17 protein-coding genes are annotated in these 23,820 nt (G+C 56.3%); 10 read left to right on the plus strand and 7 right to left on the minus strand.

Going from position 1 to position 23,820, the window contains the following annotated elements; genetic code table 11:
- Window positions 1-90 precede the first annotated feature (90 nt).
- Both HNQ64_RS18315 and HNQ64_RS18320 read left to right on the plus strand, forming a co-directional pair.
- The gene (locus tag HNQ64_RS18315) at window positions 91-792 is read left to right on the plus strand and encodes a YwaF family protein (protein WP_184211370.1); all 702 of its coding nucleotides are present in this window, start codon (window positions 91-93) and stop codon (window positions 790-792) included.
- An 88-nt stretch (window positions 793-880) separates the two neighbouring features.
- Complete coding sequence (locus HNQ64_RS18320) at window positions 881-1,378, plus strand: hypothetical protein (RefSeq protein WP_184211372.1); 498 nt, start codon at window positions 881-883, stop codon at window positions 1,376-1,378.
- An 86-nt stretch (window positions 1,379-1,464) separates the two neighbouring features.
- Here the strand turns inward: HNQ64_RS18320 and dnaB are convergent, their stop codons facing one another.
- Entirely contained in the window at window positions 1,465-3,000 is a 1,536-nt protein-coding gene (gene dnaB / locus HNQ64_RS18325; RefSeq protein WP_184211374.1) for a replicative DNA helicase, read from the minus strand.
- A gap of 146 nt (window positions 3,001-3,146) precedes the next feature.
- Here dnaB and HNQ64_RS18330 point away from each other — a divergent pair, with 146 nt between their 5' ends.
- The 5 genes from HNQ64_RS18330 (at window position 3,147) to HNQ64_RS18350 (ending at window position 12,024) form a co-directional block, all read left to right on the plus strand.
- Window positions 3,147-5,882 (plus strand): PVC-type heme-binding CxxCH protein, encoded by a 2,736-nt coding sequence (locus HNQ64_RS18330; protein ID WP_221305496.1) that lies wholly within the window; start codon window positions 3,147-3,149, stop codon window positions 5,880-5,882.
- 186 nt (window positions 5,883-6,068) lie between these two features.
- Window positions 6,069-8,015, plus strand: a complete 1,947-nt coding sequence (gene speA / locus HNQ64_RS18335; RefSeq protein WP_184211376.1) for a biosynthetic arginine decarboxylase — start codon at window positions 6,069-6,071, stop codon at window positions 8,013-8,015.
- 22 nt (window positions 8,016-8,037) lie between these two features.
- On the plus strand, window positions 8,038-8,223 hold the full coding sequence (locus tag HNQ64_RS18340; RefSeq protein WP_184211378.1) for a hypothetical protein: 186 nt from the start codon (window positions 8,038-8,040) through the stop codon (window positions 8,221-8,223).
- A 104-nt stretch (window positions 8,224-8,327) separates the two neighbouring features.
- Complete coding sequence (locus tag HNQ64_RS18345) at window positions 8,328-9,407, plus strand: ABC transporter ATP-binding protein (RefSeq protein ID WP_184211379.1); 1,080 nt, start codon at window positions 8,328-8,330, stop codon at window positions 9,405-9,407.
- 115 nt (window positions 9,408-9,522) lie between these two features.
- Window positions 9,523-12,024, plus strand: coding sequence for a protein kinase domain-containing protein (locus tag HNQ64_RS18350; protein WP_184211381.1), 2,502 nt, complete (start codon window positions 9,523-9,525; stop codon window positions 12,022-12,024).
- A 51-nt stretch (window positions 12,025-12,075) separates the two neighbouring features.
- Here HNQ64_RS18350 and HNQ64_RS18355 read toward each other — a convergent pair whose 3' ends face one another.
- From HNQ64_RS18355 to HNQ64_RS18370, 4 genes are all read right to left on the minus strand, one after another.
- Entirely contained in the window at window positions 12,076-12,624 is a 549-nt protein-coding gene (locus HNQ64_RS18355) for a hypothetical protein (protein WP_184211383.1), read from the minus strand.
- The gene (locus HNQ64_RS18360; protein ID WP_184211385.1) at window positions 12,621-13,064 is read right to left on the minus strand and encodes a biopolymer transporter ExbD; all 444 of its coding nucleotides are present in this window, start codon (window positions 13,062-13,064) and stop codon (window positions 12,621-12,623) included. Before HNQ64_RS18360 ends, HNQ64_RS18355 begins: the two co-directional genes overlap by 4 nt.
- 72 nt (window positions 13,065-13,136) lie before the next feature.
- Window positions 13,137-13,787 (minus strand): MotA/TolQ/ExbB proton channel family protein, encoded by a 651-nt coding sequence (locus tag HNQ64_RS18365; protein ID WP_184211387.1) that lies wholly within the window; start codon window positions 13,785-13,787, stop codon window positions 13,137-13,139.
- Between the two features lie 83 nt (window positions 13,788-13,870).
- Window positions 13,871-14,746 carry an energy transducer TonB gene (locus HNQ64_RS18370; RefSeq protein WP_184211389.1) on the minus strand — a complete coding sequence of 292 codons (876 nt, stop codon included), beginning with the start codon at window positions 14,744-14,746 and terminating at the stop codon, window positions 13,871-13,873.
- Between the two features lie 105 nt (window positions 14,747-14,851).
- Here HNQ64_RS18370 and HNQ64_RS18375 point away from each other — a divergent pair, with 105 nt between their 5' ends.
- Both HNQ64_RS18375 and HNQ64_RS18380 read left to right on the plus strand, forming a co-directional pair.
- The gene (locus tag HNQ64_RS18375) at window positions 14,852-15,901 is read left to right on the plus strand and encodes a hypothetical protein (protein WP_184211391.1); all 1,050 of its coding nucleotides are present in this window, start codon (window positions 14,852-14,854) and stop codon (window positions 15,899-15,901) included.
- Between the two features lie 120 nt (window positions 15,902-16,021).
- Window positions 16,022-18,043, plus strand: a complete 2,022-nt coding sequence (locus tag HNQ64_RS18380) for a cation:proton antiporter domain-containing protein (protein ID WP_184211393.1) — start codon at window positions 16,022-16,024, stop codon at window positions 18,041-18,043.
- A gap of 6 nt (window positions 18,044-18,049) precedes the next feature.
- On the opposite strand, the gene HNQ64_RS18385 is transcribed toward HNQ64_RS18380, so the two are convergent.
- Together HNQ64_RS18385 and HNQ64_RS18390 are read right to left on the minus strand one after the other, a co-directional pair.
- Entirely contained in the window at window positions 18,050-19,321 is a 1,272-nt protein-coding gene (locus tag HNQ64_RS18385) for a phospholipase D-like domain-containing protein (RefSeq protein ID WP_184211395.1), read from the minus strand.
- Between the two features lie 37 nt (window positions 19,322-19,358).
- On the minus strand, window positions 19,359-21,158 hold the full coding sequence (locus HNQ64_RS18390) for a PEP-CTERM sorting domain-containing protein (protein ID WP_184211402.1): 1,800 nt from the start codon (window positions 21,156-21,158) through the stop codon (window positions 19,359-19,361).
- A 355-nt stretch (window positions 21,159-21,513) separates the two neighbouring features.
- On the opposite strand from HNQ64_RS18390, the gene HNQ64_RS18395 reads away from it, so the two are divergent.
- The gene (locus tag HNQ64_RS18395) at window positions 21,514-23,784 is read left to right on the plus strand and encodes a TonB-dependent receptor (protein WP_184211404.1); all 2,271 of its coding nucleotides are present in this window, start codon (window positions 21,514-21,516) and stop codon (window positions 23,782-23,784) included.
- Window positions 23,785-23,820 lie beyond the last annotated feature (36 nt).

Consider the following 23,820-nt stretch of genomic DNA (forward strand, 5'->3'; position numbering starts at 1 on the left):
TCAGAGAGAGGACTCATACCGAGGAGATGATGACCTCGACGAATTCCCAACTGTGGTTTACACCCTGCTCTGTATTCCCCTTTCCTGCGCATGCCTCCCCCTGCTTTTCATGCTTTTGGCCCCAGCCATCTCACCGTTCTCGGTCTTTGCCTAGTGGCCCTCATTGTATTGACCTGCCTGCGGCGATTTCACCCACCTAGCGCCACATTGGCTGAACGTCTCCTGGGCATCCTCCTGCTACTGAATTGGCCTGGGACTGCCTATTTCCACTGGCAGGCCGGGACTCTGCTTTGGGATACCGGACTACCTTTGCATTTCTGTGATGTCGCCGGCATTGCTGGTGGCATTGCCCTTCTCACTCACAACCGATTAGCCGCCGAAATCGTGTATTTCTTTGGCCTTGCAGGCACCTTGCAGGGCCTCATCACGCCCAATCTCAAAGTGGATTTTCCCGAACCTCGATTCATCGTTTTCTTTTTCTTACACGGCGGCGTGGTAGTCACAGCATTGCACATGGTCACATCCCTGCGCTGCTCCCCTCGTGCTTGGGCAGTGCCCCGCATGGTTGGCCTCACCTTGTTTTATGCGCTCATCGTGGGCGTGATCAATGCGACCTTAAACAGTAATTTTGCTTTTCTATGCCACAAGCCAGAACAGGCGAGCCTGATGGATGTGCTCGGCCCCTGGCCGTGGTACATCGGCAGCCTCGTACTATTGTGTGCGGTTTTTTACAGCCTCCTTTACGCACCCTTTTTTGTAACCCGGAAGCTGAGAGCAAAAAAAATTGCGTGACCTAGGGCGTGACATTGCCTGTTGCCTCCCCCCGGCCAGCGTGGTAGCAACCACGCCCAATTCCAACCCCTTATCTGAACCCAGGCGCATGAAAGCCCAACAAATCCTCCAGGCCATCGGACCCGAACTCCGCCAGCAGATCCTCACCTATCTGCAATCCGACGAGCGCCCGGCCTACCGTGCCGTCATCCAGTCCCTGACTCAGGCCCGCAAGCTGCGCCCTCAGTTCATCCTGGAAAAATCCCGCGCCCAGCAGGCCGAGTGGCTGCTGAGCCAGCTCTACATGAAGACCAACGACCCAGTCGCCGAGCAGATCCTGCAAATCTGGCTGCTGAAGTCCCAGGGCGCCATGCTCATCACCTTCCTGGATGCCGTTGGCATCCAGCACGATGGCAAAGGCCAAGTGGATGAACTGCCGGAAGAAATCTCCGAGGAAAAAGCCACCGAAGGCATCCATGCTCTCCTGGCCGTTTACCCACCGCAGCAGGTGGCCCTTTATCTTCACATGTTCCAGCTTCAGCGCACCGAAGGCTGGGCTGGCCTAACGGCTGCCATGGAGAAGACCGAAGCCATCAAACTGGCCTAACCGCTTCTGTGTTAATCATCACGGCCCTTCAGTCCTGAAGGGCCGTTTTTTTATGCCTCGTTGGATCTACCCAATCGAGCCTCTCTCTACGGAGACTCTGCCTCATTCTCTTCAGGGAAACGCTCCACGAAGCGCATAGCGTAGTCAATGAATCGCAGAGGAACATCATCCGTAGGACCGTTACGGTTTTTGGCCAGAATCAGCACGGCCTGGCCTTTTTTACGCTCCTCCTCTTCCTCGGTGCCCACTTCCATCTTGCCCCCGGCATAGTCTTCACGACTGAGCAGGCCCACCATGTCGGCATCCTGCTCGATGGAGCCGGACTCACGAAGGTCTGAAAGCACTGGGCGCTGCCCTTTACGGGACTCTACCGCACGGTTGAGCTGGGCCAAGACGATGATGGGAACATTCAGCTCTTTGGCGATGCCTTTGATCCCGGCGGAGATTTCGGCAATTTCGATCTGGCGGTTATCCTGAGCTCGTCGGCTGCTCGAAGTCATGAGCTGTAGATAGTCAATCATGATCATCTGGATGTTGTGCTGCTTCTTCATGCGGCGTGCCTTCGCGCGCATTTCCAGCACATCCAGACCGGGCGTGTCATCAATTAAGATGTTGGCCTTCTGCAGTTCACGAGTCGCCTTGGTCAGTGCATCCATTTGTGCGCGAGACATAAGACCCCGCGAGAGATCCTGCATGGAAAGCTGTGCACGGGAGACCAGGAGACGACGCACCAGCATGGTCGCACTCATTTCCAGACTGAAAACTGCGCAGGCCTTGTCACAGTCCACCGCCACATGTTCCACCAGGTTCATGGCCAGGGAGGTCTTACCCATGGAAGGACGGGCTGCGATAACGAACATTTCTCCCCCTTGCAGGCCGCTGCTCATCTGGTCCAGCTTGCTGTAGCCAGTGGAAAGCCCGCGCAACTGTCCTGGGTGCTCTAGCATGTATTGAATGGAGTCGATCGCCTCCGCCACATGAGCGGACAGAGACTTTACGCCGTCGCTCTTGCCATTGGTGGCTTCACGCACGGCCAGCACCCGCTGCTCACTGTGGTCAATGAGGGTGTTGATGTCTGCCTCCAGGTCATTTTTCCCATGCTCATAAGACGCCTCAATATTGAGGGAGCAGGCATGGATCATCTGACGCAGCACGTGCTTGTCCTGTACGATCTTTTTGTAGTAGCTGTAGTGCGAAGGCACTGGCACAAAGCTAAACAACTCCGTGATCATCGCCGGGCCACCCACGCGGTCCAGCAGCCCCTGGTCGCGCAGGGCGTTCGTCACCATCACCGGATCCACCGGCAGGTTCTTGTCATAGAAGGACAAGAGCATTTCATAAACCGTGCGGTTCGCTTCGTGATAAAAAGCAGCGGCAGGTAAGGTAACACGGCTTTCGCTCAGCCGCTCGTTCGGGTCCTGCAACAGGCTGGAGATAACCCCCTTTTCAGCCTCATCACTGAAAGGCAGCGCACGGTTGATGTTCGCCAGCAGTTCCTCAGCCGTCGGGATCTCATTGCGCTTGCGACCAAAGGGATTGGCCTGCGGTTTGGCGGCAGCTTTATCAGGGATTTCTCCTGGAGCTGCGGCGGCCTGGACAAGGTTGGAAACGGATTCTGCCATGTCCCCGCAACCATGGAGAAAGGTGTGGGCAATGCAATCACAGCAGCTGTGTATAACTTTCTTCGATTTGTGAAAAACTCCTGACTGGTCACGAAGGTATCACTCTGCGTAAGATGCAGATTCTTTTTCCCGTTCCCTACGCCCCCATGCTCCGACCATCCACTGCCCTTGCCCTCCTCGCCGGACTGACGGCGAGCGTCTTAGCAGCCAAGCCCGACAAGCCTGCCAAGAAAGAAAAGGAATTCGTCGCGGCTAAACCGGCCTTCACGCCGAGTGCCGATACGCCCGCCTTTGATCCTGCCAAGGTGACTCCTCAACACCTGGATACCAGCATGTTCAAAGTGCCCGAGGGCCTGGAGATCTCCGTGTGGGCCACCTCGCCGATGCTTTTTAACCCGGCCAATATGGACGTGGACCACGCAGGCCGCATCTGGGTAGCTGAAGGTGTGAATTACCGCCGCCACAGTGGCCGCAGCCGTGAGGGGGATGCCATCCGCGTGCTGCAAGACACCAATGGCGATGGCAAGGCCGATGAGTCCCACGTCTTTGTGCGTGAGAAAGAGCTGGAGTGCCCCCTGGGCGTGGCCGTGTTTGACAACGTCATCGTCGTCTCCAATACCCCGAACATGATCGTCTATACCGACGTGAACCGGGACCTGAAATTTGATCCCACGGTGGACAAACGGGAAGTTCTTCTGAGTGGCTTTGAGCAGGCCCAGCATGATCACAGCCTGCACTCCGTCTATGCCGGGCCCGATGGCCGTTGGTACTTTAGCAACGGTAACTGTGGCGCCCAGTTCAGCGACAAAAGCGGCAATACCTTCCGCATCGGCAGCGGTTATCTAAACAACTCGTATGTCGGCCAAAAGAGCGACGACGGTCACGTGTATGCCGGGGGCTTCACCGCCAGCATTGATCCCAGCGGCCACAATGCCCGTATCCTGGGTTACAACTACCGCAACAGCTACGAAGGCGTGCGCAACTCCTTCGGGGATATGTTCCTGAATGATAATGACGATCCACCGGCCTGCCGCGTCAGTCACCTCATCGAAGGCGGCAGTTTTGGTTTCTTCTCCCCCGATGGCAAGCGCCAGTGGCGTGCCGACAAACGCCCCGGCCAGACCATTCCCGTGGCCGAATGGCGTCAAGATGATCCCGGCAGCATCCCTGCGGGCGATGTCTATGGCGGCGGTGCCCCTACCGGCATGTGTTTTTATGAAAACGGTGCCCTGGGCGACAAATGGAAGGGCCTGCTGCTGAGCTGCGAAACCGGCCGCAATGTGGTCTTTGGTTACCTGCCGAAACCCGATGGCGCAGGCTTCAAACTGGAGCGTTTTGACTTCTGCACCACGAACACTACGGGCGTCTTCAAAGGCAGTGATTTCGTCGGCGGCAAGGACAACATGTCTGACGAAAGCCACACCCTCTTCCGCCCCAGCGATGTCTGTGTCGGCGCAGACGGTGCTATCTACGTGAGCGACTGGTTCGACAAACGCACCGGCGGTCACCAGGACACGGACGAAACCTGCAGCGGCACCATCTACCGCATCGCGCCGAAAGGCAGCAAACCCCAGACCGCGAAGATCAACTTCGACAGTATCGAAGGACAGATCGCTGCGCTGAAATCCCCGGCTAACAACGTCCGCCACACCGGTTTTGTGAAGCTCAAGGAACAGGGAGACAAGGCCGTAGCCGCCGTCGCAGCCTTGGCTGAAGATAAGAACCCCTATCTCGCAGCCCGTGCCATTTGGCTGCTGGCCCAAATGGGTGAAAACGCTAGCCTGCGCATCCGCCCCTGGTTGGAGTCCGATGACGAAAACAAGCGCCTCGTTGCCCTCCGCGCACTCCGTGCCGCTGGTGGAGATCTGATGGATCTTTTCAACAGCATGGCAGCCGATGGCTCTGCCGCCGTCCGTCGCGAAGTCTCCGTCGCCATGCGCGATGTGCCGTTTGCTCAGAGTGGCAATATCCTGGTGGAACTGGCCAAGCGTTACAGCGGCAAAGACCGCTCCTACCTGGAAGCCTGGGGTATCGGCTGCACGGGCAAGGAAGCCGAAGTGTGGGCCGCCCTGAAAAAAGCCAGCAATGGCACCCCAGCCGAAGAATGGACGGATGCCTTCGCCCAGGCAACCTGGCGTCTGCACCCCGCTGCCGCCGTTGAATCCGTGAAGGCCCGTGCCGTTTCTGCCAAGCTCAGCCCCCAGCAGCGCAAGCTCGCTCTCGACACCCTCGCCTTCACCCAGGATGCCAGTGCCGCCCAGGCCATGCTGGCCGTGGCGAAGGACAAAGAATCTCCCATCCATGGTGATGCCATGTGGTGGCTGATCAACCGCAGCACCAACGACTGGAAAGACTACAACATCGCAGGCGAACTCAAAGCCCAGGGCATCTTCGATCCTGAAGCCGCCAAGCTCGTCACCATCGAGATTCCCCCAGCTACCCCTAGCCTCGTGAAACTTGAAGATGTGACGAAACTTAAGGGCAATGCCAAAAACGGCTCCTCCCTCGTCGTCCGCTGCGTGATGTGCCACCAGATCAACCACCAGGGCGTCGAATTCGGCCCCAGCTTGCAGGGATGGGGTCTTAGCCAGCCGACCGACATCATCGCCCAGGCCATTCTGGAGCCCAGCAAAGACATCGCCCACGGCTTTGACGGTGTGGAGATTGTCACCAAGGACGGCATCAAAATCCACGGTATGGTCCTGACCGAAGGCGATGTGCTCATCGTCCGCAGCATGGGAGGCCAGACGCAGTTTGTACCGAAAAGCCGCATCGCCAGCAAAAAGAAAATGGACCGCTCCCTCATGCTCAGCGGCACCCAGCTCGGCCTCACCGCCCAGGACGTGGCCGACATCGTCGCCTACATGCGCCAGGCGGAGTAGTTAATCACAGCTCCAACGGGTGGGAAATCGCAGTCTTAGAGGCCGCATTTCTCACCCGTTTTCATTTCTACAGACGTTGATTCAGGCAGCGCCTGCACCTCCAGAAGGCAGAAAGGATTCCCATTCCCCCAAGAGTTTCACTTTTCATCCGTCAGATTGCCCCCATAATCGCGCGCTCAGACTTACATGGAACGCCGCCCCCCTAAAACCGCCCCTTGGACCATCAACGACAGCGCCGACCTTTACGGCATTCGTGAATGGGGTCATGGTTACTTCGATGTCTCTCCCAAAGGCGAAGTCGTCGTTAACTTAAAGGATGGCAAGAAACCGAAGCCGGTTTCTTTGTCTGAAATCGTCAAGGGCCTGCGCGAACGCGGCACCCAGCTCCCGGTGCTGATCCGCTTTGGCGATCTGCTGCGCTGGCGCATTGACGAACTCAATGAAGGTTTTCACTCCGCCATCAAGGAAGCCAAGTACCAGGGCCTGTATCGCGGTGTTTATCCCATCAAGGTGAACCAGCAGCAGGAAGTCATCGAAGAGATCACACGCTACGGTCGCAAGTATCACTACGGACTCGAAGCCGGCAGCAAGCCAGAGCTCATCGCAGCCCTGGCCTACATGCACGATCCTGAAGCCTACATCGTTTGCAATGGTTACAAGGATGAAGAGTTCATTGACCTCGCCCTGAATGCCCAAAAAATGGGCCTGCAGGTCATCCTGGTGCTGGAAATGCCCAGCGAGCTGGCCCTGATCCTGGAACGCTCCAAAAAGATGGGGGTGCGCCCGACTCTCGGCGTTCGTTTCCGCCTCAGCGCAGAAAGCGCCGGCTACTGGAGCGGCTCCGGCGGCGACGCCAGCGTCTTTGGTCTGAACATTAGCCAGCTCATGGGCGTGGTGGATCACCTTCGTGACCAGGGCATGCTCGACTGCCTGCGCATGCTGCATTACCACCAGGGCTCTCAGATCCCGAACATTCGCGCCATCCGCCAGGCGGTGACCGAAGCCACCCGCGTCTATTGCGGTCTGGTCAAAGAAGGTGCCCGCATGGGCATTCTGGATCTGGGCGGCGGCCTCGCCATCAGTTATGACGGCTTTAAGGGCGCTACCTCAGCCTCCAGCAACTACGGCACCAAGGAATACTGTGCCGACGTCATCGAAGCCATCACCGAGGTCACTGCCGAAGCAGGCGTGCCGCATCCGGACATCATCACGGAATCTGGTCGCGCTGTCGTCGCGTACTATTCCGTCCTGGTCATCAATATCCTGGATGTAAACCGCTTTGAGCCGGGCCGTGGCAAGATCGAGCTACACAAAGACTCTCCCCAACTTCTCCATAACCTCGCCGAACTGCGCGAGGAATTCGGCAAGGATGTCTCCAAACTAACACGTGACCGCGTGCAGGAGATCTACAACGACGCCGTCTATTACCGCGACAAGCTGCGCACCGAATTCAACTACGGCAAAGTCGGCCTGCGCGAGCGCTCTCAGGGTGAGGAAATGTACTGGTCCATCATGAGCTGGATCTCCGGCAAGCTGGAGTCTGTGGGCCACGATGGCAGCCAAATGGAGCGCATGAGCACCGTCATGACGGATTACTATTACGGTAACTTCAGCGTCTTCCAGAGCCTTCCTGACCTTTGGGCCATTGACCAGATCTTCCCGGTCATGCCGATCCATCGTCTCAAGGAAAAGCCGACACGCAATGCAGTGCTTTCCGACATCACCTGCGACAGTGACGGCAAGATTGATAAATTCGCCCACGGCGGAGAAATCTGCGGCAGCCTGCCGCTGCACGATCCAGACTTTGAAAAAGGTGAGGACTACATGCTGGGTATCTTCCTCGTCGGTGCCTACCAGGAAACCCTGGGTGATTTGCACAATTTGTTAGGCGACACCAACGTGGTGAGCGTCAGCATCGAAAACGGCAAGCTGAAGTACCGCCGTGAGCAGGAAGGCGACAGCGTCTCCGAAGTGCTAAGCTACGTTGAATACGATCCGAAAGACCTCGCCACCCGTTTTCGCAACTTGGCCGAAAGCGCAGTTGTCTCCAAACGCATCACAGCTACTGAGCGCCGTGAGATCATGGGTGCTTACGATGCAGGTCTGCGTGGCTACACGTATTTCGAAACCTAATTTTTAGTTCTCCTGGCTTTTTATGCGCAGTCTCCTACTCCTCCTAGCCGCATCCCTTCTTGCCTCCTGCATCAGTTTTCCACGTGCTCAGATGCAAGCACGGGAACGCAGTCTGCAAAGTGATCAACCAGCCGATGGCACCGAGCCCGTGGGAGACATTCCTGCGGTCAAAACACGGGAGAATTTTAAGGATCGTTACTTCCGTTAATGGGTTCACGAGGGGCATTTATATGCCCTTCAACGGGATCAGATTCGGGCAAGCCTATTCCCTGGCTTGCCTCTTTCTGCGCCATGGCGTAAATCATCGTCCGCATGGTCCACATCTCCATTCGCGATCTTACCAAAAGCTTCGGCTCTCTGACGGTCCTTGACCGAGTGAACTTGGAGATCGGCGAGGGTGAATTATTCTTTCTTCTTGGTCCCAGCGGATGTGGGAAGACCACACTGCTGCGTCACATTGCCGGATTTTATCAGCCTGACAGCGGCCAGATTTTTTTGGATGAAGAGGATGTCACTCGCCTTCCCGCCCATAAGCGTGGCACGGGCATGATGTTTCAAAGCTATGCCCTCTGGCCTCACCTGAATGTCGCCCAAAACGTGGCCTTCGGTCTTGAGGAAAGAAAACGCCCGCGCCCTGAGATCGAACAGCGCGTGGCAGATGCACTCGATCTAGTGCAACTCAGTGGCCTCGGCACCCGTCGCATCGCGCAGCTTTCCGGCGGGCAGCAGCAGCGTGTCGCTCTGGCCCGTGCCCTCGTCATTCGGCCCCGCTGTCTACTCTTGGATGAGCCTCTTTCAAATCTGGATGCCAAGCTGCGGCATGAAATGCGTTCGGAGATCCGCCGTATTTGCAAAGAGTTCGGCCTCACTGGTATCTATGTCACCCATGACCGGGATGAGGCCCTCAGCATGGCAGACCGCCTCGCCATCATGGACGGAGGCCGCATTGCACAGCTAGGCACGCCTGAGGAGGTCTATCGCCATCCCGCCTCCCCCATGGTGGCGGAGTTCATCGGGGAAACCAATTTCATTTCTGGCACGGTTCAGGCCCATGCCGCGAGTGGTCTGTATGAGGTAAAGACCGCGTTTAGCACGCTACGTGCCCGGTTGAATTCACCAGACTGGCACCCACATCATGGTGAAAAAGTGCTCCTCTCCATCCGACCTGAGTCACTCACTTTTGGCCATCTCGTGGACTCGCCGAATCATTTCGCGGGGCGCATTACAGACACGACCTACCTAGGATCCACAGTCCAGTACGCGCTACAGATTGATGGAGGTCCGAAAATCAAAGTCTGCGAGACCAATCCTCGAGAAATTCGCACGCCTTCCGCTGATGTAGTCCGCGCTGTCGCTCAGCCGCATGACCTCGTCATGCTGAAAGATGAATGACCATGAGGTCACTTGACGGAGCATAATCTGCCCGATTCACAGCGTTAATGTCCTCTATAGGGAAGTCCTCCTTGGACCTTTCCTTCCTTTACGGCAGTCAGTCTGCTCCCGCATCATGAACGACCGTTACCAAATCATTTCCACGCTCGCCACAGGCGGCACCGGCAGCATCCTGCAGGCCTGGGATAAAATTCAGAATCGTGACGTCGCCATCAAGCGCCTGCGTAGCGATGGCCACCACCCAGAAGCCCTACTGCGGGAGGCCCGAGCTTTGTATGCCGTGCGTCATCCAGGCATCGTGACCATCCATGAATACGGCAGCGACGAAGAGGGCGCTTTCTTGATCATGGAACTGATCAAAGGAGAATCACTCGAACATCGCCTCAGCCAGGGACCTCTTTCCTTGCCCCATTTTAAAACCCTCGTTCATCAAACCCTTGAGGCCATCCGTGTCGCTCATGAGGCGGGTATCATCCATCGTGATCTAAAGCCCGAGAATATCTTGCTGCCGTGGCATCGTGACGGCCATTTTGAAAGTAAGATCATTGACTTCGGTCTCTCGCAGGCCGCGCCTCTCAGTGGAGCTCAGCAAGATTCCATGATCGGCTCCATCCACTACATGGCCCCAGAGCAATTTGGCAGTGGTCATGTGGATGTGCGGACAGATCTCTATGCTCTCGGCTGCATCTATTATCAGGCCCTCACAGGCAAGCTGGCCTTCCCTGGCGAGGAAAAGATCCACGTCATCACGGCCCATTTGTACCCTCCACACGAGGCGCTCTCCGCGCTGCGCCCAGACCTGAGTGACGAGCTTTGCACTTGGGTGCATCAACTCCTTTCTGTGCAACCTGCGGGGCGACCCACCAGTGCCGCCCAGGCATTGACCAGCTTTCACCACTTAGGCCCCCATCTCCAGGTACAGACCGCCAGTCTGCTAGAGTCAGAAACTCCTTCAGTTATGATTTTGGAAGAGGAGGAAGTCCCTGCCGTCTTAGTGGCCGAAGATGAGGAAGATCAGCCCGAAGCCGACACGGGCACCCAGCTCATGGCCGTGCAAGAGGAGGATGCTCCAGAAGCACCAGTCCCATCTCCCATCCGAAAGCCCTATCAAACGCCCACCACTCAAAAAAGCGTCACCCCGCTGCCAGGGAAACCCGCCGCAAAACGAAAGCTAGGATTGCACTTCATCCTCGCCGCTTTTGTGGTCATTCTTGGGCTTCAGTTGGCCATCGTCAGCTACTTTAAATTCACGGGCCGTGGTGAACGTGAACAGCGTTTTAACGAGCTCACGGCCAGTCCCCAGCCCCAAGGATCCGACCTGGATGTGAAGATCCTTCTAGAGTTCCTGGATACAAACGCGACTCGTGACCAAGCTGCGCAGACACTCACACGTCTCACAGGTGGAAGCTACATTGACGATCTCATTTTGGAGCATTTGAGCCAGCGTCGAGATCATTCAGCCGCCGCAAAAATGGTGGAAGTCATCGGCCGTCGGCGCAGCCCTGGCGCGTTCGCGGTCATTCTCCCACTCACCGAAGATTCACGTCGCGAAGTCCGCCTTGCTGCCTGGATCGCTCTGGGGCGTGTCACCTCCGCTGCTGAGCTGCCTCAACTCCTGCCCCTGGCCCTCAGCAGCCCTACCCGCGATCATGAAATGGTCGAAACCCAACTCGTATCCGCCATTGAAAATGCCGAGGACCGCCCTCTCGCAGCCCAGCATGTTTTGAAAACCTATCGCAGTATTGCCAAGGGAGAATCACGCGTCTTGCTTTTCAATGTGCTGACCCGCGTCGGTGGTGAAGGTGTCATGGATCTCGTCAAGGAAGCCATTGCCGACCCGGCTCAAAACGTGCGCCTAGCCGCCATCACCGTCTTGTCAAAATACCCCACGCACGAACCACTGGCCGCCATCACTACCCGGCTGCCGCTAGAGCCAGACCCCACCTGTCGAATCTTTCTGCTCCTCGCTGCACGTGAACTTGTCAGCAAACCAGGCCCCAGTTCTCAGCAAAATCTCTTTCTGCATGCACAGAGTCTCTACAGCAATGCCAATGGCAGCGATGAAAAAAGCTACGTGCTCAATGTATTGAGCCGCATCATGGCCCCCGGCACCGCGACCTTCTTTGAAACGTTTCGGGATGAAACGGACCCTGAGCTCACCCGAGAGGCGCGTGAATTAGGCCAGACCTTCCGCACACGCCTCAGCCGCGTGGTGCAGGTTACTCCTGGGAAAAGTGCCACCTCCCTTCCCGCTGATAAAGCCGACCATCGTTCCGATGGCACCTTAACCCTGGATCAGGACGCACTCGTCAACTGGACGCAAAATGATGACTGGGCTTCATGGCTGGTCGAATTACCCGCCAATGGAACCTATGAAATCGCCATTTATCAGGCGCATGATCGAGACCCATTGGGTACGTACGAAGTGTTGCTTGCAGGCCAGACACTCCTGACCGCGGTGGTCAATACGGGCAGCAAAACCGATTATAAAGGCTTTGTCGTCGGCAGTATCCAAGTGGACCAACCTGGCATCTACCGCCTGCAACTGCGGCCGAAAACACTGCCACCTGAAGGAGACCTTTTCCGCGTCCAACGCCTGACCATGAAGGCGCTTTAAAGAATCTGCGGCCACTCTCAAACACGGAGAGCAGCCCAAGAAAGCGCGAACTTAAGACCTCTCTTTGGCCAGCTTGTTGTACTTCTCGACCAACTCATTGAACTCCTTGGTGCGAGCATTCAGTTTGTTGATCAGGTCATCTCGTTCCCCCACCAGCAGTCGAAGATTGGCATTGGCTTTCTCGATCGCTTCATTCTGAGCGCTGACTTCGGTATTGCGTTCTTTGATCGCATCTGTGCCTTTGCCCGCCAGTTGTTTATAGGCATCCACCTCCGACTTTAGCAAAGCAGCTTCCTTCATCCACAGGGCAAGGCTGTAGCCACGCCCTTTTTGATCTTCCGTCAGCATTTGTACCTTTTCCGTCGCGTCTAAGAGGGCAGCTTCGATTTCGGTTCTGAGATGGCTGATGCGAGAGATCTCTTGCTCAAAACGCTGAGCTTTTTCTTCAAATTCGGTGCGCAATTTATTCTCAGCAATCAGCATCTCAGTGAGTTCGTCAATGCGACGATGCAACTTAAACTCGCGCTGCCACTGGGCGGCACAAATCCCGCAGAGCCCCAGGACGATCAGGACCAGTAACCAATAGAGGAAGGTCTTCATTTCGCAGGTGAAGGCGCCACCACAGGTGCAGTGCCTGTAGGTTTGACATTGAAAGCTACTTTGCTAAATCCAGCACGGCGCACAGCATCCAGAGTCTTCACCATGTCAGCGTGGCGGGTATCCGCATCGCCACTGATGTAAACTGGCGTATTTGGGTCTTTTCTAAAGCGATCCTTCAGTCGCACTTCGAGATCCGGCATGGAGATCTGCATGGTGTCCAGAAACACATCTCCTTTGGGATTGACCCCTAAATTAATCATGTCCGGCTTCAGGTCAGACTGGGTGGCCACGGCCATGGGCAGATTCACCTTGATGGTTTGCTGCTTGGTCATGGTGAGGCTCACCATCATGAAAGAAGCCAGCAGGAAGAACATCACGTCAATCAGAGGGATGATCTCCAGCCGTGTCTTTTTATGAGCAATGGGAGAATGAATTTTCACGAGAAAACAAAGAGTAAGTTAGGCAAACAATGACCGGAGGAACCGTGGGGCCACAGCATGAATGATTCTCGATCAGGACTTCTTGGTCACCTGATCAAAACCGTGTTGAGCCGCCAGGATGAGCACATTGTTCGCCGCAGCTTCCAGCTCAAACTGGAGTTTCGCGAGACGACTGTGGAAATAATTCATCGGCACCAAGGTGGCGATTGCGATGCCCAGCCCCGCCGCTGTGGCGATCAGAGCTTCGCCAATCCCTCCCGTCACTTTTTCCACAGCCAGTTCCGAATCTCCGATGGAGGAAAACGACCCCATGATTCCCGTCACAGTGCCTAACAGCCCCAGCAGCGGTCCCAGTGTGACCACCGTATCCATCGCCCCAAGGAAGCGACCTGCGGCCTGCAATTCATGACCTGCAGCCACTTCCAAAGCACCCTGCATCGAGCTGTGCTGATGCTTCAGTCCATGGTGAACCATGCGCACCACAGGATCATTCGTTTGGGCAGAAAGCGCGATGGCCTTGGCCAAATCCCCCGACTCCAAAGTCGCATAGACGTTCTCCAATTGTTTACTGTTGCGTTGGGCGCTGAAACGCAGCCACCAGAAAATGCGCTCTACCAACACACAGACAGCAAAGATCCCCACCACCAAGATGGGATACATGATGGGGCCGCCATCATGGATGAGTTTGATAACGACGTTGGCGAGGGGGAGGTGCGGGAGCATTGATTTGGAGGGGAAAACTAAACGACTCGGATCCATCTCACGGACGACCAAAGCCTGAGAAAGATCTCTTCAGAGAATCTTGGTCACTTAATCGCAAAAGTAACTGGTTGGTTGACGGAGCCAATTTGACCTGGGATGAGCCAATTCCGACAAATCCATGAAGCGATCTGACTCTGCTCCGCAGCGGTGAATCCACCATTGATGCAGCTACTGGAGATCACGGCTGCGTATTCCACTTTTCCAGAAGGACTCACTTTGAGGCTGAACATCAGTTTACCTTCTACCTTTCGACTTCTGGCCCCCGAGGGATACGGAGGTTGAGGACGTTTATTCCCCCTGCCAGAACCAGAGCCGATGCGGCCAGCGCCACCATTTCCACCACCGCTGCCTTCCGTTCCCCCCGCCGTGGTCACGGTGCTGCTAGCCCGGCTGCTGCGCGGTCTGGCAGCCACCGCCTTCGGTTTGGGTTTGGGCTTCGGCGTCACCGGATCCACAGGTTTAATGGCCACCTCGATCTTGGGTGCTGCGGGAACTGTAAACACATCCTCCGTCACCAAAGCATCCGTCATCTCGGGCAGATCCTGCATCTCCAGAGGGATCTCAACTGGTTCGGGTACTTCCAGCGTTTCATCCACAGGGACATCCGTGGGGTTTTCATTCAGACTTTCTTCTGTAGCAGGCAGGTCAGCCATGGACATATCTGTGGATAAATTATCCACCGCACCCAAACCCGCTCTTCCCGAAAAAGTGATGGGCTCAAAACCACGAAACTTCAGCAGGCCGACCATGCCAATGAGCAAGAACGTGCCTGCAATAGCCACCAACCAAGAAAGCCCAAATAGACTTTCTTCAGAACGCCGCACCTGCCAACTACCTGCAACACGCGCTCGCCCGCCCACATTAGACTGAGTAGGCAGACTCATCGCGGTCGGAGTTGAGAGGTAGGCCAGGTTGGACATGGGCGGAATGAAATTGAGATACGTTTGCGACAATGGCTATTGATCAGTCGCCGTCAAGAAGCTATTGCGACCCATTCTCACAAAATAACACTTTAAATTGCGCTCATGCCTCCGCCCTCTATCCCAGATCAAGCCCACGCCGAGGCCAACCAATGGACCTTGCACGGCATCGACCTGCTGGAAAGGGGGGATAGAGATGCCCTGCTAGAGGCTCAGGCGTGTTTTGAGCAGGCCATCTCGCTCCGTCAGTTTCTGCCCCTAGATTCCCATCCGCTCTATCGCTGGGGTTTAACCGCTGGCTGGATGAACCGAGCTGATGTGCTCACCCGTCTGGGAGGTCCTGCGCGCATCCAAGAAGCCCTGCGCAGTTACGATATCGCCATCGCCCATCTTCATCAGCTTCCCCTGGAAACAAATCCCCTATTCCGTTGGCGGCTCAGCCTCGCCTGGATGAATCGTGGCCTCACTCTTCAAGCCTTCGAGGATGAGTCCTCACTGGAATTAGCTATACGCCACTTTGATACGGCGATTCAGGTCATGCAGTGTCATGAAGATAGCCCGCGTGCCGACTACCAACAGGTGCAAGCCGCCGCCTGGATGAACCGCGCCAGCACCCTCCTGCGTCAAGCAGCCCCCGATTGGGCACTCGCGGCCGCCTCCGCCCGCCGCGCCCTGCACCACTGCCTTCCGGGTGAAAATACTGACTCCACAGCGGCAGAGATCGGCATCAAAGCCCGTCACACACTCTGCCGTGCCCTGGCCCATTTGCTAGAAACACCCCCAGTCGATGCAACCCAGGCGGACAACTGGATCCATGAGGCCACCGATGCTGTGGAAGACATCATGCGCCTAACCAGTCATGAAACAAGATTCATTCACCTTCGAGAAGAGATCTTCCACTTCGGCTGTCGAATCTACCGTGCCTTTCAGCCCCACTTCCTCGCCGAGTTTCTCGATGATGGACTAAACTCTGCCCAATCTTCTACAGCCATGACACAGGCTGCACGCGAATCCATCACGCTAGCCGCGCTTCAAATCCAGCAAGAGAGTCTCTCAGGCTGTACACCAGCACGCCTAGATCGGCTCATTCTAACCTTGCAATCTCTGAGTGATGCCAGCGTAAAGCTGGGCATCGCAGCAACGGCAGACGCTTAAAAGCTCAGATGGGGACATCTAGGGTTGACCCCTCCCCCAACAGTGTGCAGGTAAGAAAGGTCGTCTGGTCGCCTGGTGTGTCAGACACGAGTGAACCCTATCCCCATTGAGCTAAACTCCATGCATCACATCATCTTTCTCCAGGACCTGGCCGTCGTCATGATCATAGCGGCAGTGGTCACCATTTTGTTCCGGCAGATGAAGCAGCCCGTCGTTTTGGGCTACATTCTCGCAGGTGTCATCATCGGGCCGCACACGCCGCCTTATGCCCTGATTGAGGATAAACACACCATCGAGACCTTGTCTGAACTGGGAGTCATCTTTCTCATGTTCTCGTTAGGCCTGGAGTTCAGTTTGAAGAAGCTCACCAAAGTGGGCGCTACGGCTTTGATCGCGGCCTCAGCAGAGATCGTGCTCATGATCTGGGCAGGTTATCAGCTCGGCCAAGCGTTTGGCTGGGGCACCATGGATAGCGTGTTCCTCGGCGCCATTTTGTCCATTTCCTCCACCACCATTATCATCAAGGCCCTGGAGGAAATTGGTAAAACCAAGGAGCGTTTTGCCCAGATGATCTTCGGCATCCTCATCGTTGAGGACATTCTCGCCATCCTCATGATCGCCATGCTCTCCGGGTTTGCCACCACAGGCTCACTTGCGCTAGGAGAGGTCGCTCTCACGGTAGGAAAGCTGAGCACGTTTTTGGGCGTGCTGCTTATCTTGGGACTCATTTTGGTGCCTCGGTTGCTGAATTGGGTAGCTAAGTTCAAGAGCGATGAAATGCTCCTTGTGACGGTCATCGGCCTTTGCTTTGGCGTTTCCTTACTGGCAGTGAAGCTAGGTTACAGCGTCGCTCTGGGGGCCTTCATCATCGGGGCCATCATTGCAGAGGCCCGGCACATCGCTCATATTGAAAAGCTCATGCACCCTGTGAGGGATCTTTTCAGCGCCGTATTCTTTGTCTCCATCGGTCTGCTCATTGATCCGCAAGTGCTCAAAGATCAATGGGCCGCCATTCTCATCATCACCGCCGTCGTGGTGGTGGGCAAAGTGCTCAGTTGCGGTCTGGGGACATTCGTTTCTGGCAATGACATGAAAACTTCCATGAGAGTGGGCATGGGATTGGCGCAGATTGGTGAATTTTCTTTCATCATAGCGGCCCTGGGCCTTTCACTCAAAGTCACCAGTGACTTTCTTTATCCCACCGCAGTGGCTGTCTCCGCCCTCACCACCCTGCTCACGCCATACCTCATCCGCAGCTCAGATGCAGCGGTGAAAGGCCTCACCTTCATCACCCCAAAAGGACTCATGAATTCCCTGGATGCCTACACCAACTGGGTGGGTAAACTCGGCACCGGCGGTGGCAAACAATCCGCAGCAGGTTTCCTGCGTAAATGGGGGTGGCAAATCCTGCTCAACATCATCCTTATCGCAGGCGTCTTCATCACGGCTGCGTTTATGAAAGAGCACGTTGAAAAAGCCTGGCCCGATGCTCCAGGGGGCTATGATGGCATCAAAGGCATGCTTTGGCTGGGAGCCATGATCCTGAGCCTGCCCATGCTCATTGCCATCGTGCGGAAATGGCAGGCTTTTGGCATGCTGGTCAGTGAAATGAGCGTGACCAGTGCTGCGGCTAAAGAGAACACCGTGCCGCTCAGGGGCATCATTTCCACCATCGTTTTCATTGCTGGGTGCGCGGGTTTATTTCTCATCATCTTGGTGCTCAGCTCCACGCTTTTACCCTCACGGAATCTCCTCATCGTTCTCGCCCTCGTCCTCGTCGGTTTGACCTTCCTCCTTTGGCGCACGTTTGTGCAGGTGCATACCAAGGCCCAATTTGCCCTTTATGAAACGCTGAACGAAGCCCCCTTGCCCCATGAACATGGGGAGAGCCCCCCGTTGCCCACCTTGCTTCAGCAAGCGGAGTTGCTCAATCTCAGCATCGCTCAGGATTCCCCCGCCGTGGGCAAAGTTATCTCTGAACTACAACTGCGTACCCGCACCGGTGCCAGCATTGTGGGTATCGAACGCCAGGGGGAAAACATCATCAATCCAGACATCTCCGAAGAGATCCGGGTGGGCGACTCCATCCTACTCATCGGCAACGCGGGGCAGATCGAACGCGCCAAACTGGCCTTGCAATAAGCCCCCTCACATCTGGTATTCGAACAACCGGCAGAACGCGCCTTGCAAACGTCGGCCTAACGACAAGTTTAAATCCTCTCGCCCCAATTTTTTGCTGCGCTGCAGGTCCCGCTCCACCATGTCTCGTTGTCGGGCACTGAATCCATCATCGAGAACATTCAGGTTATTCTCATCGTTGATGAAAAAGGAGCGCTGATCCAAATTGGCAGAACCAGCCATGCTTAGATGACCATCCACAATGACCAGCTTACCATGCGTCATTGTGGGCTGAAATTCATACAACTCCGCCCCGGCAGCCAACAGCGTGCGCAAGTAGCGGGTATTCACTGAGCGTGAGGCCGGAAAATCAATGTGCTCTCCTGGGATGATGACCTGCACTTTCACACCCCGCTTCCGCGCTTGGAGTAAAGCCTCAAGCAAAGGCCGATTCGGAATGAAGTAAGCATGAGCAATGACGATGGACTCCTGCGCAGACCGGAAAGCCAGCAAGTAAGAACTCCCCAGTGTGTCCCCCTGTTTTTCGGGAGAGCCCGGCACCATTTGAGCCTTCAGCTTCCCCTCTGCTACCAGCGCTGGGTAGTAGGCAGGGCCCGTCAGGCGCTGTCCGGTCATCTCCTCCCAGTTGTCATTGAAGTTATCCTGCAATTGCGCCACCACGGGCCCGCGCAGTTCATACTGCGTATCACGCCAGCGGTTCACATTTTCTGCATGGCTATCCCAGCAGTAGGCCCAGCCTGCCCCACCCATGTAACCCACCTTGCCATCAGCCACGAGAACCCGGCGGTGAGTGCGGTGGATGAACTTCCACGGCCACAGCACGTTCATCGGACGGTAGAGATGCAGTTGCACCCCCGCATCCCGCATGGCTTGTAGATTCCCCTCCCCATACTTGGAGCAGCCAAACGCATCCAAAATAACATGCACCTTCACACCAGCCCGGGCACGTTCGGCAAACATCTGGCTAAACAGCCGTGTCGGCTCACTGTCCACGCACACATAAGATTCAAAAGTGATCGTCTCCCTGGCTTCGCGCATGGACCGCAGCATGGCGGGATAATAGTTACCGCCATTTTCCAGCGTTCGGATGGCGTTGCCATTCGTCCATGAGGTCTTTCCCACACGCGCCAGTTCCTCAGCAAAAGGCGCGGACTTTACGGGGGCGGGTGTTTTTGAAACACGTTGAAACCCGACCGCCACACAGGAACTGAGCGCCGGCAGGCAAAGAAGGGCAAGGAAGAACTGTCTGCAAACCATCGCCGCCACTATGCACGCAGACATCTGGACGACGAGGGCCAACATGCTGAAAAAACACCCACTAACGCCGACGACGTAGCCCCAGCCCCGCTAGCCCCAGCCCGCAGAGAAATACCCGCCCCGGTTCAGGCACCAGTGCATTCATGCCGAGCACCAGCGTGTCTTCACGCTGGAAGACATAAAAGCCGGGCACGTCAGAAACCACCTCAAAGAGATTGGTCACATCCGCATAGATGCCCTGCTGCGCCCGTAGAAAGGTCCAATCATAGAGCTCGGGGTTTGTGATCGCGGAGGTCCCACTGAGATACAGCGTGATCTTTTCCCCCTCATTCACCAGCGTTTCCAACCAACCGCTGAGGTTTAGCCGAGGCGCAAACTCGCCGCCCGTGGCGTGTGCTTTCAGACTCAGCGCACTGCCGCCTTCTAGCATGAGATTGTTCATCTGGGCGGTCGTCACATTCTGCCCGATCTCCAGCGTCCCATTGTCCTTGACCACAATCTGGCCGATGCCCAGTGACTGCGCATGTTTAGTCACCAGCCGTGCCGAAGTCCCTGCCAGGCCGCCGATGGTGACCGTACCCGTTAGGCCAGCGTTCGTGCCGCTGAGCGTCGTCGTCCCCGCTAGTACATTCACATTCAGTGTGCTGGCCAAAGCCACGTGCTCCCCGGTCGAGAGGCCGGTCTTTGTCAGGTGATAATCTCCAGTGATATCATTGTGAAAAAAGTTCAGCGCCGTGTCGTAAAAGCCACCTCCCGTGATCGTAGCGGCAAAAATTAGCCCAGGGGCTAAAGGCGAGGCATCCAGCAGCGGATTCCCGCCGATGTTCATCACCCCTGTCGAGCCTACAGTGATCGCCCCAGCCCCTCCGCCGACATTCACTCGCCCCTGACTGGCCACATTCAGGGTCCCCGTCCCGCCTGTGGTGCCGATGCTCACTGCCCCCGTACTCTGCCACTGCCCCCCCGTGCGCACCGTGACGGTCCCTGTGCCATACTTCGTGGGCGCTGGTGGCCCGGTGGCCCCCGTCGCAGTCCCCGCATTGTAAAAGCCGATCGCCGTCGTGCTGCTGCTAGCCACCAGGCCATTGTCCTCCACCACCAGGGATCCTGTCCCTGTGTGCCCCACAAAAAGAGGGCCGACTTCCCATTTACTACCCGTCCCGCTCACCTTCACCGCCGCCGTCCCCTGCACGCGATTGGCGTCCTGCCCGTAACCTGCAATGTAGCCGTTGGGTGATTTCACAAATCCTCCAGATTCCACATTCATCGTGCCATTGCCCCGATACCCCAAAATAAAAGTCGTGCTCGTGATGAGTTGCCCTTGGGAGTTCACATTCAGGATCCCCGTGCCGATCCCTGCACTGTTTCCTAACCCCACGTGAATGGTTCCCGAGGAGGTTACCTTTCCCTGATTGCTCACCGTCAAAGTCGCCGTGCCAGAGCTTCCTAAATGAAACTGCGTAGCGCCTGTCTTATTCATTTCACTGCCCAGGCCATCCACCGTGATAAAGCTGTTCGTCCCAGCATTGCTGCCAAACACAATAGCCCCTCCCACCCCCAAAATCCCCCCCGAGGTGTCCTTCGTGATCTCCAGCCTTCCATTATTCATGGTTAGGCCCAGGATAGACTGCGTCGTATCCTTCAATGAAATCGTCCCGCCATTACTGAGGAGAATGGAAGTCGCCGCATCTGGCAGAGCTGTCCCCGGCACTGTCCCTGTCCAACTCCACTTTGTGGTCTCGGTCCACAGACCCGTTCCAGTCGAATTCCACGTGGCCGTCTGGGCCATGGCCTGGAGAGAGAAGCCCGCATAAACCAAAATGCTGAGCAGACAACGATAAAGAAGGATTCGGATTTTCATAGGGGGGCGTTGGTTCCCCCCGTTGGCATGAGGCCGTGGACTCTCCGTCACAGCACAGGTCTGTTTTGGAAAGGGCGCTCCGGGGGGATAATCATTCCTCAAGCATCGGATATGCCATGCCCACGACTCTGGAGCTTTCACGGCACAGAAGTATCAACACCGCCTCTCTCAGCACGCAGCCTCGTTTCATCTGGCCTTCCCTCGCTGCTGGCCTCTCTTGCTCACTTTTTGTCCTAAGGAGACGAAATCTCAAAAAGCCTCTTGACTGTATTGATGCTGAGACTTATTCGCACTAGTCACTATTGCGACTGATACTCATATCCGTTTCCACCCAAGAGACGCCGTTCCCGAATCCATGAAACTCACTCACTCCCCCTTCCGCACTTTGCCTCACGGCTTCGCTTGGACTTCCACCTTGGGCCTTCTAGGCAGCCTCGCAGCCCAAACAGCCGCCCCCACTCCTGCTGTCAATCCGGCCACAGAAGGTGAACCCACAGACGAACTGCCCGAAATCGTCGTCACCACCACCAGCGAAAAAGTTTATAAACCCGAGCGCCTCCAATCTCCCAAATACACGGAGCCGCTGCGCGATGTTCCCCAGACCATCACCGTGATTCCCAAGGCAGTGATCGAAGACCGAGGCGCATTCAGCCTCCGCGATGTCCTTCGCAACACCCCTGGCATCTCCATGCAGGCGGGTGAAGGCGGCGGCGGTCTTTCAGGCGACAACCTCAGCATCCGCGGTTTCACTTCCCGTGGTGACCTTTACCAAGACGGTGTGCGCGATACAGGCTCCTACAATCGCGATCCCTTCAATACCGAGCAGGTGGAAGTAACCAAGGGCCCTTCATCTTCCTCCAATGGCCGCGGATCAACCGGTGGCTCCATCAACCTCACCAGCAAGCTGGCCAACCAAGAGCAAGGCGGCAGTGTCTCCCAGTCTTTCGGCACAGACAATCTCTACCGGACAACGGCGGACTACAACCAGCCGATCTCTGACCACATGGCCCTCCGCGTGAACGGCATGTACCACAGTGCTGACACTCCAGGGCGCGACGTCGTGAACCAGGAGCGTTACGGCCTTGCCGCCTCTTTGGCTTTTGGTCTCGGCACGGAAACCCGTGCCTATATCAATTACCAGCACCTGTCTGAAAACAACATTCCAGACTACGGTATCCCGTGGGTGCCTGCCAATGGGACCTTCAGTGGCAGCGGCACGCGCCTGAACAACTACAAAGACAAAGCGCCACCTGTCAGCTTCGACAACTTTTATGGTCGTGAAAACACCGACTTCGAAGACGTCCAGAGTGACATCATCACCGGCATTTTGGAACACGACTTTTCGGACAAGCTGAAGCTGCGTAACGTGCTCCGTTATGGCCGCGTCTACCGCAACTCGGTCATTACGGCTCCTCGGTTCTTTGACACTGTGCCCACGGCTCAAATTCCGGACCCAGCTAACCCAGGCCAGTTTATCAATGACCCGGCTACCGTCGGCAACCAATATACAAGCGCCCTGAATCGCCAGATGCAGGCCCGTGAGCAGACACAGGAAATCCTGTCCAACCAGACCAATTTCACGGCTGAGTTTGATACTGGCATCCTGAAGCACGCCCTCGTTACCGGCATGGAACTCACCTGGGAGCGTCAAGTCAATGCCAATGCTGCGCGCGCAGATGCCGCAGGCCGTTCGGACATTTTTAATCCAGGTCTTAATGACGGCGTTTACACAGGTCGTCCTGTTCTCCCTGGCGGTGCCGAGTCTCACCTCGACACCTTCTCCCTCTACGCCTTCGACACGATCTCCATCGCCAAATATGTAGAACTGAACGGAGGTCTCCGCTACGACCATCTGGAGTATGAATCCCGCAATCCTGGCGGCAGTGCTGGCTTCAGCGGCTCCGATGACCTCATCAGCTGGAAGGCTGGCATTGTGGTGAAGCCTGTCGAATACGGCAGCATTTACTTCTCCTACGGTACTTCCTTCAACCCATCCATCGACACCAACGTCGGACTGGGCCTGACGGCGGCGGTGGCAGATTTGAATCCTGAGGAAAACCGCAGCTACGAACTAGGCACCAAGTGGGACCTGTTTGACGAGCGCCTCTCCCTGACCGCAGCCCTCTTCCGCTCCGAGAAGACCAACGCCCGCACCAACGACCCCATCCTGGGCACCGTGCTGGCAGGCGACCAAGTCGTTCAGGGAGTGGAATTCGGCCTTGCTGGCAACATCACCAAAGATTGGCAGGTCTTTGCCGGATACGCCTACATGGAAAGCGAAGTGCGCGACTCCGCAGTTGTTGCTGAACTGGGTCAATCCCTCGGTAACACTCCCGACCATTCCTTCAACATCTGGACCACCTACAATCTGCCCTTCCGTGTGCAGGTCGGTTTTGGTGCTCAGTATGTGGGTGACCGACAGAACGGCAACTCCAACACCTCCCGCACAGCCCCAGGTTACTGGACCTGCGACGCCATGCTGAACTACCAGGTCAATGATAAGTTCAACGTCCGTCTGAATGTCTATAACCTCGCAGACGAGCGCTACATTGACCGCGTCGGTGGTGGCCACTTTGTCCCCGGTGCAGGCCGCTCCGCAGCCCTCACGGCCAGCTACAAGTTCTAAACCTTCTCTGCCGTGCAACTAGGCCGGGGGTATGGA

Origin of the sequence: Prosthecobacter dejongeii, from assembly GCF_014203045.1 — a bacterium.
GTDB classification, from domain to species: domain Bacteria; phylum Verrucomicrobiota; class Verrucomicrobiia; order Verrucomicrobiales; family Verrucomicrobiaceae; genus Prosthecobacter; species Prosthecobacter dejongeii.

Excerpts from the sequence above, each read along its gene's own strand:
- HNQ64_RS18375 (WP_184211391.1), top strand. The coding sequence starts at position 14,852 with ATGCCTCCGCCCTCTATCCCAGATCAAGCCCACGCCGAGGCCAACCAA.
- HNQ64_RS18320 (WP_184211372.1), top strand. The coding sequence starts at position 881 with ATGAAAGCCCAACAAATCCTCCAGGCCATCGGACCCGAACTCCGCCAG.
- dnaB (WP_184211374.1), bottom strand. The coding sequence starts at position 3,000 with ATGGCAGAATCCGTTTCCAACCTTGTCCAGGCCGCCGCAGCTCCAGGA.
- HNQ64_RS18345 (WP_184211379.1), top strand. The coding sequence starts at position 8,328 with ATGGTCCACATCTCCATTCGCGATCTTACCAAAAGCTTCGGCTCTCTG.
- HNQ64_RS18395 (WP_184211404.1), top strand. The coding sequence starts at position 21,514 with ATGAAACTCACTCACTCCCCCTTCCGCACTTTGCCTCACGGCTTCGCT.
- HNQ64_RS18350 (WP_184211381.1), top strand. The coding sequence starts at position 9,523 with ATGAACGACCGTTACCAAATCATTTCCACGCTCGCCACAGGCGGCACC.
- HNQ64_RS18380 (WP_184211393.1), top strand. The coding sequence starts at position 16,022 with ATGCATCACATCATCTTTCTCCAGGACCTGGCCGTCGTCATGATCATA.
- HNQ64_RS18315 (WP_184211370.1), top strand. The coding sequence starts at position 91 with ATGCCTCCCCCTGCTTTTCATGCTTTTGGCCCCAGCCATCTCACCGTT.
- HNQ64_RS18365 (WP_184211387.1), bottom strand. The coding sequence starts at position 13,787 with ATGCTCCCGCACCTCCCCCTCGCCAACGTCGTTATCAAACTCATCCAT.
- HNQ64_RS18370 (WP_184211389.1), bottom strand. The coding sequence starts at position 14,746 with ATGTCCAACCTGGCCTACCTCTCAACTCCGACCGCGATGAGTCTGCCT.
- HNQ64_RS18340 (WP_184211378.1), top strand. The coding sequence starts at position 8,038 with ATGCGCAGTCTCCTACTCCTCCTAGCCGCATCCCTTCTTGCCTCCTGC.
- HNQ64_RS18355 (WP_184211383.1), bottom strand. The coding sequence starts at position 12,624 with ATGAAGACCTTCCTCTATTGGTTACTGGTCCTGATCGTCCTGGGGCTC.
- HNQ64_RS18390 (WP_184211402.1), bottom strand. The coding sequence starts at position 21,158 with ATGAAAATCCGAATCCTTCTTTATCGTTGTCTGCTCAGCATTTTGGTT.
- HNQ64_RS18330 (WP_221305496.1), top strand. The coding sequence starts at position 3,147 with ATGCTCCGACCATCCACTGCCCTTGCCCTCCTCGCCGGACTGACGGCG.
- speA (WP_184211376.1), top strand. The coding sequence starts at position 6,069 with ATGGAACGCCGCCCCCCTAAAACCGCCCCTTGGACCATCAACGACAGC.
- HNQ64_RS18385 (WP_184211395.1), bottom strand. The coding sequence starts at position 19,321 with ATGTCTGCGTGCATAGTGGCGGCGATGGTTTGCAGACAGTTCTTCCTT.